Annotated in this window: 14 protein-coding genes; 11 read left to right on the top strand and 3 right to left on the bottom strand. The window is 60.1% G+C overall.

Annotated features, from left to right (window positions below; genetic code table 11):
• Window positions 1-135 precede the first annotated feature (135 nt).
• Genes mlaF through murA form a run of 7 tightly spaced genes read left to right on the top strand, consistent with a single transcriptional unit; the run spans window position 136 to window position 4,656 of the window.
• Entirely contained in the window at window positions 136-936 is an 801-nt protein-coding gene (mlaF, locus tag I6L41_RS18215; protein ID WP_005336343.1) for a phospholipid ABC transporter ATP-binding protein MlaF, read from the top strand.
• Complete coding sequence (gene mlaE / locus I6L41_RS18210; protein WP_216960491.1) at window positions 936-1,715, top strand: lipid asymmetry maintenance ABC transporter permease subunit MlaE; 780 nt, start codon at window positions 936-938, stop codon at window positions 1,713-1,715. The genes mlaF and mlaE overlap by 1 nt, the downstream gene beginning before the upstream one ends.
• Before the next feature lie 7 nt (window positions 1,716-1,722).
• Complete coding sequence (mlaD, locus tag I6L41_RS18205) at window positions 1,723-2,220, top strand: outer membrane lipid asymmetry maintenance protein MlaD (RefSeq protein ID WP_005336348.1); 498 nt, start codon at window positions 1,723-1,725, stop codon at window positions 2,218-2,220.
• A gap of 2 nt (window positions 2,221-2,222) precedes the next feature.
• On the top strand, window positions 2,223-2,855 hold the full coding sequence (locus I6L41_RS18200) for a phospholipid-binding protein MlaC (RefSeq protein WP_005336350.1): 633 nt from the start codon (window positions 2,223-2,225) through the stop codon (window positions 2,853-2,855).
• Window positions 2,852-3,124 (top strand): lipid asymmetry maintenance protein MlaB, encoded by a 273-nt coding sequence (locus tag I6L41_RS18195; RefSeq protein ID WP_005336352.1) that lies wholly within the window; start codon window positions 2,852-2,854, stop codon window positions 3,122-3,124. Before I6L41_RS18200 ends, I6L41_RS18195 begins: the two co-directional genes overlap by 4 nt.
• Window positions 3,124-3,381 (top strand): BolA family iron metabolism protein IbaG, encoded by a 258-nt coding sequence (gene ibaG, locus I6L41_RS18190; RefSeq protein ID WP_005306001.1) that lies wholly within the window; start codon window positions 3,124-3,126, stop codon window positions 3,379-3,381. The genes I6L41_RS18195 and ibaG overlap by 1 nt, the downstream gene beginning before the upstream one ends.
• Window positions 3,382-3,399: 18 nt before the next feature.
• Window positions 3,400-4,656, top strand: coding sequence for a UDP-N-acetylglucosamine 1-carboxyvinyltransferase (gene murA / locus I6L41_RS18185; protein WP_005336355.1), 1,257 nt, complete (start codon window positions 3,400-3,402; stop codon window positions 4,654-4,656).
• A gap of 87 nt (window positions 4,657-4,743) precedes the next feature.
• Here murA and pmbA read toward each other — a convergent pair whose 3' ends face one another.
• Window positions 4,744-6,087 carry a metalloprotease PmbA gene (gene pmbA / locus I6L41_RS18180; protein WP_216950033.1) on the bottom strand — a complete coding sequence of 448 codons (1,344 nt, stop codon included), beginning with the start codon at window positions 6,085-6,087 and terminating at the stop codon, window positions 4,744-4,746.
• Window positions 6,088-6,200: 113 nt separating this feature from the next.
• Here pmbA and yjgA point away from each other — a divergent pair, with 113 nt between their 5' ends.
• Window positions 6,201-6,725 carry a ribosome biogenesis factor YjgA gene (gene yjgA / locus I6L41_RS18175; RefSeq protein ID WP_005336359.1) on the top strand — a complete coding sequence of 175 codons (525 nt, stop codon included), beginning with the start codon at window positions 6,201-6,203 and terminating at the stop codon, window positions 6,723-6,725.
• A 396-nt stretch (window positions 6,726-7,121) separates the two neighbouring features.
• Window positions 7,122-7,904 (top strand): gamma-glutamyl-gamma-aminobutyrate hydrolase family protein, encoded by a 783-nt coding sequence (locus tag I6L41_RS18170; protein ID WP_216960486.1) that lies wholly within the window; start codon window positions 7,122-7,124, stop codon window positions 7,902-7,904.
• 12 nt (window positions 7,905-7,916) lie between these two features.
• Here the strand turns inward: I6L41_RS18170 and I6L41_RS18165 are convergent, their stop codons facing one another.
• Complete coding sequence (locus I6L41_RS18165; protein ID WP_040069030.1) at window positions 7,917-8,300, bottom strand: hypothetical protein; 384 nt, start codon at window positions 8,298-8,300, stop codon at window positions 7,917-7,919.
• 145 nt (window positions 8,301-8,445) lie between these two features.
• Here I6L41_RS18165 and I6L41_RS18160 point away from each other — a divergent pair, with 145 nt between their 5' ends.
• Together I6L41_RS18160 and I6L41_RS18155 are read left to right on the top strand one after the other, a co-directional pair.
• Complete coding sequence (locus I6L41_RS18160) at window positions 8,446-9,972, top strand: cyclic nucleotide-binding domain-containing protein (RefSeq protein ID WP_005356684.1); 1,527 nt, start codon at window positions 8,446-8,448, stop codon at window positions 9,970-9,972.
• 45 nt (window positions 9,973-10,017) lie between these two features.
• On the top strand, window positions 10,018-10,416 hold the full coding sequence (locus tag I6L41_RS18155) for an STY0301 family protein (protein WP_005336367.1): 399 nt from the start codon (window positions 10,018-10,020) through the stop codon (window positions 10,414-10,416).
• A gap of 76 nt (window positions 10,417-10,492) precedes the next feature.
• On the opposite strand, the gene I6L41_RS18150 is transcribed toward I6L41_RS18155, so the two are convergent.
• A complete protein-coding gene (locus I6L41_RS18150; RefSeq protein ID WP_216960483.1) occupies window positions 10,493-11,203 on the bottom strand; it encodes an HAD-IA family hydrolase in 711 nt (236 codons plus the stop codon).
• Window positions 11,204-11,227 lie beyond the last annotated feature (24 nt).

Below are 11,227 nucleotides of genomic sequence, written 5' to 3'. Positions count from 1 at the left end.
CAAATCCCGCTCTCAATGACGCACTTTGTTACAGAAAACTGTCGTGCAAATGGGCTTGCAGCCTGTTCAATAGTTGTTCCTTGCTGTTGCTTAGACCTAGACTACCCCATAAAATTCGCACCTCATTTACACCGGATGGACAATTGTTTGAACAATGACCTGATCACCATCTCCGATCTGACTTTCAGTCACGGAGATCGGCTGTTGTATGACGGGATCAACCTGACCATTCCTCGTGGCAAGGTCACCGCCGTCATGGGCCCGAGCGGCATCGGTAAAACCACCCTGCTGCGGCTGATCGGTGGCCAGCTCAAGCCGGAGTCCGGTCACATTCTGTTTGACGGGGAAGATATCCCCACCCTCTCCCGTTCGCGCCTCTATGAAGTGCGCAAACGGATGAGCATGCTGTTCCAGAGCGGCGCCCTGTTTACCGGCATGACGGTCTACGACAACGTGGCCTTCCCGCTGCGGGAGCACTCCGGCCTGCCGGAGGAGCTGATCCACACCATCGTCATGATGAAACTGCAGGCGGTGGGGTTGCGCGGCGCGGCGAAACTGATGCCCTCCGAGCTCTCCGGCGGCATGGCGCGCCGGGCAGCGCTGGCTCGGGCCATCGCCCTTGACCCCGACCTCATCATGTATGACGAGCCCTTCGTCGGGCAGGACCCCATCACCATGGCGGTGCTGGTCAAGCTGATCAAGGAGCTGAACGATGCCCTCGGTATCACCTCAGTCATCGTCACCCACGATGTGAAAGAGGTTCTGAGCATCGCCGATTACGCCTACATCATTGCCAATCGCAAGGTGGTGGCACACGGCACGCCGGATCAGCTGCGCGAGGAGCACAATCCCGAAGTCGAGCAGTTCCTCAAAGGATTGCCCGATGGTCCTGTTCCGTTTCATTTTCCGGCAGGCGATCTGCTACAGGATCTCTGATGTTGATAAGTCAAATAAGCAAACTGGGGCGGGTCGGGGTGCAGTTTATCAGCTCCGTCGGTCGCGCCACCATCATGTTGTTCCATGCGCTGGCGGGCAAACCCGAACCGCGCAAGCACTTCCCGCTGCTTGTCCAACAGTTGTATGTGGTGGGCGTACAGTCGGTTGCCATCATTCTGGTCTCAGGCCTGTTCATCGGCATGGTGCTCTCGCTGCAGGGTTACAACGTATTGAAGGATTTCGGCGCCGAGCAGAGTCTGGGGAAGCTGGTTTCCCTCTCCCTGCTGCGGGAGCTGGGCCCTGTGGTCACGGCGCTGCTGTTTGCCGGCCGTGCCGGTTCGGCCCTGACCGCTGAAATCGGCCTGATGAAGGCCACAGAGCAGCTTTCAAGCCTCGAGATGATGGCGGTCGACCCGCTACGCCGGGTGGTTGCTCCCCGCTTCTGGGCTGGCGTCATCAGCATGCCGCTGCTGGCCTTTATGTTCAGCCTGATCGGCATCTTCGGCGGCAAGCTGGTCGGTGTGGACTGGCTCGGCGTGGACGAAGGGGGCTTCTGGTCTGCCATGCAGGCCTCTGTCGACTGGCATGAAGACATCATGCAGGGTGCCATCAAGAGCCTGATTTTCGCCCTGGTGGTCACCTGGATTGCGCTCTTTAACGGCTATGACGCCAAGCCGACCTCGGCCGGGATCAGTCAGGCCACGACCCGAACGGTAGTCCACTCATCCCTCGCCGTGCTCGGCCTGGATTTTATACTCACTGCAGTCATGTTTGGATAAGGTAAAGATGAAGTTCAGCAAAGTAGAATTCCTGGTCGGCACCTTCATGCTGGCTGGCATCGGTGCCATTCTGGCACTGGCCCTGCAAGTGGCCGGTTTGAGCTTCAAACCGGAAGGAGAAACCTATACCCTGCGCGCGCATTTCGATAATATCGGCGGCCTGAAAGTCCGTTCGCCGGTCAAGGTCGGCGGCGTGGTGGTCGGTCGGGTCAGCGACATCGTACTGGACCCGAAAACCCAGGTGCCCGAAGTGACCCTGATGATGCAAAAGAGCGCTGGCGAGTTCGCCGATACCAGTTCCCTCTCCATCCTCACCTCCGGCCTGCTCGGCGAGCAATACATCGGTCTGGCCCCCGGCTTCAGCGATGAGGAGATGGGCACCGAGATGCTCAAGGATGGCGACCTGATTGAAGACACCAAATCCGCCATCGTGCTGGAAGATCTGATTGGCAAGTTCCTCTACAGCCAATCCTCCGACAGCAAATCAGACAGCAAGAAGGAGTAATCATGTTCAAGAAAATCGCCCTGCTGCTGGGTCTGATGACCAGCATGCTCTTTTCCCTGTCTGCCCAAGCCGCCGTCGATGCCACCGACCCCAACGCGCTGGTGGATCAGGCTGCCAAGCAGACCTTTGCCCGCCTGAAAGCCGATCAGGCCCAGGTGAAAAGCAATCCAGATCACCTGCGGGTGATCATCCGCGAAGAGCTGCTGCCCTATGTGGACAACCGCTTCGCCGCCTACAAGGTGCTTGGCAACCAGATTAAAGAGACCACCGAAGCGCAGCGCAATGCCTTCGTCGAGGTGTTCACCGAGTACATGGTGAGCTCCTACGCCGATGCGCTGGCCCATTTTGACAAACAGACCGTCAAGGTCGAGCCGGGCAAAGCTCCCAGCGGCAACATCACCGCCGTCAACGTCAGCGTGAAAGAGGCTGGCAAGCCGGACATCTTCCTCGAGTTCAAGCTGCGCAAGAACAACAAGACCGGCGAGTGGAAAGCCTTCGACATGGTGGCAGAGGGGATCAGCCTGCTCTCGGCCAAACAGAGCGAGCTGGGCGGTTTGATCCGCCAGAACGGCATCGATGCGGTGATCGCCCAGTTGCGCGAACACAACGCCAAGCCGCTGGTACTCAAACCATGACCCTCAGCGGTGAGCTGCAGGCGCCACAGGTCAATGACCTGTGGCAACGCCGCGCCGAATGGTGGCAGGACGACCAGCTCGAGCTCGGCGGCGTCACCACTCTCGACTCCGCCGGACTGGCCCTGCTGGTCAAATGGGCCAAAGCCGTATTAGCACGAGGCGCCACACCGCAACTGGTGGGCGCCTCCAGTGATTTCTATACCCTGGCCAACCTCTACGGGGTGGCCGGGCTGTTTCAGTCAACCCCGCTCACAACTGAGGACGCATAATGCAAGTCTCTGAAATTGAAGCGATACTCCTTGAGGCTCTGCCATTGTCCGAAGTCCATGTCAAAGGGGACGGTAGTCACTACCAAGTGATCGCCGTCGGTGACATGTTTGACGGCATGAGCCGGGTCAAGAAGCAGCAGGCTATCTATGCCCCGCTGATGGACAAGATCGCCAGCAACGCCATTCACGCCCTCTCCATCAAGGCGTTCACCGACGCCGAGTGGAAACGCGAACGTAAATTCCTATTGCCCTCCTGATTTGGTAACGAAGTAAAAATGGACAAATTCAAAATCGATGGTCGTTGTACTCTCAACGGCGAAGTGACCATCTCCGGCGCCAAAAACGCCGCCCTGCCGATCCTGTTCGCAACCCTGCTCTGTGATGAAGAGGTTCACCTCTCCAACGTGCCGCGCCTGAAAGATGTGGGCACCACCATCAAGCTGCTGGAGATGCTGGGCGCGACCACCAAGGTCAACGGCAACGTCACAGTGCTGACCGGTGCGGTGAACAACCACGTCGCCCCCTACGAGCTGGTGAAGACCATGCGCGCCTCCATTCTGGCGCTGGGCCCGCTGGCTGCCCGTTTCGGCGCGGCTGACGTCTCCCTGCCCGGCGGCTGCGCCATCGGTGCCCGTCCGGTCAACCTGCACGTCCACGGCCTGGAGCTGATGGGCGCCAAGATCACCATCGAAGATGGTTACATCAAGGCCCGTGTCGATGGCCGCCTGAAAGGCGCCCACATCCTGATGGATATGGTCTCCGTGACCGGTACCGAAAACCTGATGATGGCCGCGACCCTGGCTGATGGCCGCACCGTGATCGAAAACGCCGCGCGCGAGCCGGAAGTGGTCGATCTGGCCAACTTCCTCAATACTCTGGGCGCCAAGATCCAGGGCGCGGGCACCGATACCCTGACCATCGACGGTGTCGAGCGTCTGCACGGCGGCAACTACAGCGTGCAGCCTGACCGCATCGAAACCGGTACCTTCCTGGTGGGTGCAGCGGTCACCGGCGGCAAGATCACCTGCCGCAAGACAGACCCGACCCTGCTGGAAGCGGTACTGGTCAAGCTGGAAGAGGCTGGCGCCCTGATTGAGAAGGGTGAAGACTGGATCACCCTCGACATGACTGGCCGCACCCTCAAACCGGTCACCATCAAGACTGCCCCCTACCCGGCCTTCCCGACCGACATGCAGGCACAGTTCACCGTGCTGAACGCCGTCGCCAAAGGCACCGGCATGGTCACCGAGACCATCTTCGAGAACCGCTTCATGCACGTTCCCGAACTGGTACGGATGGGTGCAGACATCGAACTGCAGGGCAACGTAGCCATCTGCCGTGACACCGAGCAACTCAAGGGTGCCCAGGTAATGGCGACCGATCTGCGCGCCTCCGCCAGTCTGGTACTGGCCGGCTTCGTGGCCGAAGGCTCCACCATCGTCGACCGTATCTATCACATCGACCGTGGCTACGAAGACATCGAACAGAAGCTGCAGGGTCTGGGTGGCCGCATCGAGCGCATCAAGGGCTGATAGCCCCCTGATCACTGGCCGATAAAAAGGCCCCCTCGCGTTGGCGAGGGGGCCTTTTTCATGGTTTCGGTTCTGTTGAAACCGGGATCAGTGACCCGCCAGCTTCATATTCTCTACCAGCACCGAGCCGGTCTTGAGACTGGAGCGCTCATCCTCGTCACGACCTACCGCCACGATATGGCTGAACATCTCGGCCAGATTGCCGGCGATGGTAATCTCCTCGACCGGATAGGCTATCTCGCCATTCTCGACCCAGAAACCGGCAGCGCCGCGGGAGTAGTCACCATTGACGATATTGACCCCCTGCCCCATCAACTCGGTCACCAGCAGACCGGTGCCCATCTCTTTGAGCATGCCCTGAAAATCCTGGCCGGTATTGGAGACCTGCCAGTTGTGGATGCCACCGGCGTGACCCGTAGTAGTCAGCCCCAGCTTGCGAGCGGAGTAGGAGGTAAGCAGCCAGCTCATCAGCTCGCCATTTCGGATGATATCCATGTCGCGGGTACGCACCCCTTCCCCATCGAACGGGGTACTGGCGAGCCCGCCCAGCAGGTGGGGGAACTCCTGAATGGTGAGCCACTCGGGCAGGATCTGCTTGCCCAATTTGTCGAGCAGGAAGCTCGACTTGCGATAGAGGTTGCCGCCGCTGATGGCCATCACCAAGTGGCCCCACAGGCCAGAGGCAGTGTCTGGGTGGAACAGCACAGGTGCATGACGGGTAGAGATCTTGCGGGCGCCGAGGCGGGAGACAGTACGCTCAACGGCTTCGTCGGCAATGCGCTGCGTGCTCCAGAGCCCGTCGAGGGTACGGCTGGAGGAGTAGCCGTAATCACGCTGCATGTCGCCATCCTGCTCGCCGATCAGCACGCAGCTCAGAGAGTTGCGCGATGCCGCATAACCTTTGACGAAGCCGTGGCTGTTGCCATAGACCTTGATGCCGAGATGGCTGGAGAAACCGGCGCCGTCGGAGTGCTTGATACGGGCATCGCGACCAAGCGCCAGCCGCTCGCACTCGATGGCCAGTTCGATGCCGCGCTGGGGATCCAGTTCGATTTGGTGGCACAGTTGCAGATCGGGGGCATCCCAGGCCAGCAGCTCGGCGTCCGCCAGACCGGCGCAATCATCGGCCGAGGTGTGGCGAGCAATCTCGATGGCCGCTTCAACGGCGGCACGAATGGCGGGTTTGCTCAGATCGGTGGTCGAGGAAGATCCCTTGCAACCATCGCGATAGACGGCGATGCCGAGGGCGCCATCCTTATTGAATTCAATGCTTTCCAGTTCACAACCCCGGGTGTTCACCGACAACCCGGTCTGCTTGCTGATGGAGACTTCGGCCAGCGAGGCGCCCAGTCCTTTGGCTATCTCCAGGGCTTCGGCAACCACGGCCTCGAGATGGGCTTGATCCTGGCGGATTTGGTCTTGCTGATCCATAACTCACATCTGTATGAAAGAAGGAAAGGGGGTAAGCATATCAGACCCCTGCGCCCAGCGGGAGAAGCTGGTAACATATCCGCCAAACGTGAATGACAGGAATCAAGAGACCGATGAGTCAATATCAAGACGACAACGAGTTCGAAGACTGGGGCCCCAGCAAGAGCCAGCTCAAGCGCGATGCCGAAGCATTGCAGAAAATGGGGGAAGAGATCGTCTCCCTCAGCCACAGCGAGCTGGAAAAAATCCCGTTGGATGAAGAGCTTGCAGAAGCTGTCGAGCTGGGTCGCAAACTCAAGCCGAAGAAGGATGAGTCCTTCCGTCGCCATCTGCAGTTCATCGGCCGCCTGATGCGCAGCCGCGATATCGAGCCGATTGCCGAAGCGCTCTCTATCATCAAGAACCGTCACTCCACCGTGAATGCGCGCCTGCATCGCCTGGAGCAGTGGCGCGAGCGCCTGATCACCGAAGGTGACAGCGCCCTCAACGAGCTGATGTCCCAGTTCCACGAGCTGGATCGCCAGAAGCTGCGCCAGCTGATCCGCTCCGCCAACAAGGAGCGGGAGCTGAACAAGCCGCCGGTCGCCTACCGCGAGATGTACCAGTATCTGCGCGGCGAGATCGAAGACCTGCTGTGATCCCCGAAACACGCCTCCCCTCGGGGAGGCGTGCTTCTATTGATGCCTTTTCCTCTCCACATCCCCCGCCAGCCCTGCGCGTTTAATATATCCACCATTTTGTTACCCCAGCCATAACGGCCCATCTCAACAGCCCCGTTAAATCGCCGCTTCAGAGCAGACCAAAACAGACGCGTTAACAATTTGGTATCATTTTGTTTGACATATTGAACGGCCTTGGCAGACTGAAGAGAGGATCCAGGCTGTCGCTGCCCAGGCTGACCAACGATTCTGTCACCCGGCCCGACGCGGGATCCCATGACCATGCCTTGAGGCATGCCCTTGCCCTGCCGGTTTGCAAGGGCCTGCCCAAGGCGCAGGATGAGACTTCAACGCCAAGGATAATCAAGGTGCCCTATGCCAAATCCCCAGCCTCCCGCCACCCGTAAACCTGTCGTGCTGATGACCATGGGCGCCCAGCCCCGCAACGGCCACCCCTATCAGGTGATGACCCACAAATACATCATGCCGCTGGTGGAGATAAGCGGCTGCGTCCCGCTGCTGGTGCCCACCTGCTGCGGCACCACCGATCTGGAGCAGTATCTGGATCTCGCCGATGGGGTCTATCTGAGTGGTGCAGGTTCCAATATCGATCCGGCCCTCTACGGCCAGGAGAACCTCACGCCGGAAAAACAGCAAGACAGGGATCGCGATTTGTTCGACCTGCCCCTCATCAAGGGAGCGCTCGCCCGTGGTTTGCCGATCCTCGGGATCTGCCGCGGAATGCAGGAGATCAACGTGGCGCTGGGGGGAGACATCCATCAGAAGGTCTATAACGAGCCGGGTTATGACGATCACCGGGAGGATGCCGACGATCCGGTCGACGAGCAGTATGGGCCGAGCCATCAGATAAAACTGCTGCCCGGCAGCTGGTTTGCCGAACTGATGGGGGAAGAACAGATTCCGGTCAACTCCCTGCATGGACAGGGCATTAACCGGTTGGGGAAGGGTCTGGAGCCGTTGGCCCACGCCGAAGATGGGCTGATCGAGGCACTTCATGCTCCCGCACTGTCACCCTTTTTGCTGGCAGTGCAGTGGCATCCGGAGTGGAAAGCCAATGAAAACCCCCACTCCATCAAGATCTTTCAAGCCTTTGGCGATGCCTGCCGCCAGCGTTGTGCATTGATGGCGGCTAGTTAATCCCTCATCGATTCAGTCGCCAAACCCACGCGCCTTGAGCTTGGGCAGTCCGCCCCGCTCGGGGCGCAAGGTGCGGCAGATATCCATCCCCTTGAGCCCGCGCTGGATATGGTCAGGCGAATGGCCAAACACCATACCGTTGCTGCGGTAGAGGTTGTTGTCATCCAGCTCGAACTTCTCGCCGCCAATCAGCAACTGCTCGCGGCCATTGACCGTGTCACCCCGCTTGATGGGCACCTTCATGTCGCTCAGCACCTCGCCGGTGGCACACCCCTCGCGCCAGCGTGCCTCGCTGGAGAAGGGGGTAATGGCTATTTCACGCCAGGAGCCATCCCGGAATTCGACCCGATACTTCTCGGCCAGCAGGTCGCAGCCAGCCAATGGCAACAGGGCCATCAAACAGATGATTTTCTTTGAAAATTTCACTCAATCGCACTCCTTTGCCCGGTTCTGCACAGGATAAATAAATTGCCGCCCCAACGCACCATTTCCCCGCGCCGTAGCAGCTATGCTGGAAATAAAACCACAATAAGGTGCTGCTATGGCTGGCGAAAACCTCACCGCGCTACCGACGCTGATCTGGATTGGCGAACACCCGTTCTGGACCCTGCTCACCCTCTCCCTGATGCTGATCCACTTCTGGCGCCGTCCGGGACAGCGACGGGAGCTGCTCTCCGAGCTCAGTTTCGTGATGATTAGTGCGGTGGTGATCCTGCTGATCCAGCTGGAAGGGGGCTGGTTCAAACTGCCGCTGCCCCATCAATTGCTGATCGAGATCTCCACCCTGCTGGCTGGCCTGATACTGGTCAAGATATGGGGGATCCTGCTGTTCGAATTTCTGCTCCCCCTCTGCCATGTGCGGATCCCGCGGATCATCGCCGATATCGTCATCACCATCGGCTATATCGGCTGGGGTCTGTTTCGCCTCTACGCCTCCGGCATGGCGCTCGGGGAGATAGTCACCACCTCGGCGGTCATCACCGCGGTCATCGCCTTCGCCATGCAGGACACCCTGGGCAACCTGCTGGCCGGGGTCTCCATTCAGCTCGACAACTCCATCGCCATCGGTGACTGGCTGCAAGTGGATACCACCCAGGGCCGAGTGGTGGAGATCAACTGGCGTGCCACCACCATCGAGACCCGCAACTGGGAGACAGTCGTCATCCCCAACAGCCACCTGCTCAAACAGCGATTCACCGTGCTCGGGCGCCGCCGTGGCGAACCCTTGCAGTGGCGGCGCTGGGTCTGGTTCGATCTGACCCTGGATACCCTGCCGACCCAGATCATCGCGCTGATCGAGAAATCCCTGCGGGAGACCAAGCTCCCCTGTGTCGCCAAGCATCCGCAACCGGACTGCCTGCTGATGAACGTCGAAGGAGGGATTGCCCGCTATGCGGTGCGCTACTGGCTCACTGACCTGGCTCGCGACGATCCGACCGACTCCATGGTGCGCAGCCTTATCGATGCCGCCCTGCGCCGCAACGATCGCCGCCTCACCCCGCCGATCTTCAACGTCTTTATGGCCAAGGAGAAGCAGCATCTGGATGCCCGCCACAAGCGCCACACCGCCGAACGAACCGATACCCTGCGCAAGCTGCCGCTGTTTGCCATGTTGCAGGAGAACGAGCTGCTTCAGCTGGCCGATCAGGTGAAGTTCGCCCCCTTCGTCAGCGGCGACATCATGCTGGAGCAGGGAGATGTCTCCAGCTGGCTGTTCGTGCTGGTCAAAGGGGAAGCCGAGATGGTGGTCAATGTCGAAGGGCGAGAGCTTAAGCTTGGTACGCTCAACGCGGGAGACTTCTTTGGCGAACTGAGTCTGCTCACCGGCGAGCCCAGCTCCTTCACGGTACGGGCGGTGGCCACCGTCGAAACCTATCGCATCAATCAGGCAATGTTTCAGGAGTTGGTGATGCAGCGCGAGGCGCTGGTCGAGCCCCTCTACCGGGTGCTGAGCGACCGCCAGCAGGAGCAGCGGGCGCTGCTGGAGCGGGAGGCGGAAGCCATGAAGCAACCACCACAACAGCTTGATCTGCTTGATAAACTGATGAAGCTGTTCGGCGGAAGATGACGTAGCATGGCATCGTATTGAGGACATGAAGAGAGAACCGCAGCCATGTTACTGACCACCCTGGCCCTTGCCGCCAGCCTGCAATTTGATTGTCCCGCCACCATCGAGACTCGCCAGCAGCTGCTGACCCCGCAGCAGGGCTGGCAGGCGTTCACCCGCAATGACGATGGCAAACCGGACGAAACCCTCAGCCACCGGCTCGATAATCTGGCCCTGTTCGACGGAGATCCTGCCGAGCTGGCCCAACTCAAACCGGATAATGGCGACAGCGACGAGATCCACTACTGGAGCCAGCTCGATAGCAGCCTGCGCCCGCTCTATCTGGTCTGCCGCTATCAGAACAGCGCCATCACCCTGCAGCAGGCGCTGCCCGTCGGCATCAGTTACTGCCGCGTCAACCAGCGCGACCGCTACACCCTGCTCGGATTGGTTTGTCGCAAATAGCGGGTGTAACCCCTTGCCATATATCGCTATTCGCTGACAGCCATTACCGCCTGAGCCGGGCCACCCGCCAGCGCCATCAGAGCAGCAGCTCGGCCAGCTCCTCCAGTGCCGTCAGCTCCACGTCCGGCAACAGTTGCAGCTGTTGCCACGGTTGTTGCCGCTCGTTGAGCCAGGCAGCGCGAAAGCCGTGCAATCGGGCCCCCAGTACATCCGTCTCGGGATGATCCCCCACATGGAGGAGCCGCCCCGCTGGCAACTTGAGGGTGCTGCGGGTCTGCTCAAACATATCCGGTGCCGGTTTCATTCTGGCGCCCGCCCCCGCCTTGCAGACCAGCGTGAAGTAGCGATCCAGCCCTGCCTGCGCCAGATCCAGATTGCCGTTGGTGATGACCACCAGCGGATAGCGTTCGGCCAGTCTGGCCAGCAGCTGATGAGTGGACTCGCTCACCTCGATCTTCGAGCGCTCTGCCAGAAACGCAGCAAACACCTGCTCCGCCTCGCAACTGGCCTGCTGGTCAGCCATGCCCCCCGCCACCATAGCGGCGCGGATGGTCTGCTGGCGCGCCAGACTGACATCGTGGCGCAGCTCGGGCCTGGCCAGCAACACGGCGCGTTTTAGCTCCAGCCAGCGCGGCTTGTCGAGCATGGCGGTAGCCAGATATTCGCTGCGCAGATGGCTCAGCATCCACTGCTCGGCCCGCACGATGGCGGGGCCGTTGTCATAGAGGGTGTCATCGAGGTCAAACGAGATGGCAGCAACCGGCTGCCAGCGGCGATAGAAGTGCATGGACTCTCCTCTGCAACGGGGCTC

This window comes from Aeromonas sp. FDAARGOS 1411, assembly GCF_019047125.1.
In the GTDB taxonomy this organism is placed as follows: Bacteria; Pseudomonadota; Gammaproteobacteria; order Enterobacterales; family Aeromonadaceae; genus Aeromonas; species Aeromonas veronii.
Note: the sequence above shows the minus strand (reverse complement) of the source record. Positions and strands in the feature narration are given on the sequence as shown.

Bases quoted from the DNA above. Each gene is read 5' to 3' on its own strand.
- yjgA (WP_005336359.1), top strand. From the start codon at position 6,201: ATGAGTCAATATCAAGACGACAACGAGTTCGAAGACTGGGGCCCCAGC.
- I6L41_RS18160 (WP_005356684.1), top strand. From the start codon at position 8,446: ATGGCTGGCGAAAACCTCACCGCGCTACCGACGCTGATCTGGATTGGC.
- I6L41_RS18155 (WP_005336367.1), top strand. From the start codon at position 10,018: ATGTTACTGACCACCCTGGCCCTTGCCGCCAGCCTGCAATTTGATTGT.
- I6L41_RS18195 (WP_005336352.1), top strand. From the start codon at position 2,852: ATGACCCTCAGCGGTGAGCTGCAGGCGCCACAGGTCAATGACCTGTGG.
- I6L41_RS18200 (WP_005336350.1), top strand. From the start codon at position 2,223: ATGTTCAAGAAAATCGCCCTGCTGCTGGGTCTGATGACCAGCATGCTC.
- I6L41_RS18165 (WP_040069030.1), bottom strand. From the start codon at position 8,300: ATGGCCCTGTTGCCATTGGCTGGCTGCGACCTGCTGGCCGAGAAGTAT.
- I6L41_RS18170 (WP_216960486.1), top strand. From the start codon at position 7,122: ATGCCAAATCCCCAGCCTCCCGCCACCCGTAAACCTGTCGTGCTGATG.
- mlaF (WP_005336343.1), top strand. From the start codon at position 136: ATGGACAATTGTTTGAACAATGACCTGATCACCATCTCCGATCTGACT.
- mlaD (WP_005336348.1), top strand. From the start codon at position 1,723: ATGAAGTTCAGCAAAGTAGAATTCCTGGTCGGCACCTTCATGCTGGCT.
- murA (WP_005336355.1), top strand. From the start codon at position 3,400: ATGGACAAATTCAAAATCGATGGTCGTTGTACTCTCAACGGCGAAGTG.
- mlaE (WP_216960491.1), top strand. From the start codon at position 936: ATGTTGATAAGTCAAATAAGCAAACTGGGGCGGGTCGGGGTGCAGTTT.
- I6L41_RS18150 (WP_216960483.1), bottom strand. From the start codon at position 11,203: ATGCACTTCTATCGCCGCTGGCAGCCGGTTGCTGCCATCTCGTTTGAC.
- pmbA (WP_216950033.1), bottom strand. From the start codon at position 6,087: ATGGATCAGCAAGACCAAATCCGCCAGGATCAAGCCCATCTCGAGGCC.
- ibaG (WP_005306001.1), top strand. From the start codon at position 3,124: ATGCAAGTCTCTGAAATTGAAGCGATACTCCTTGAGGCTCTGCCATTG.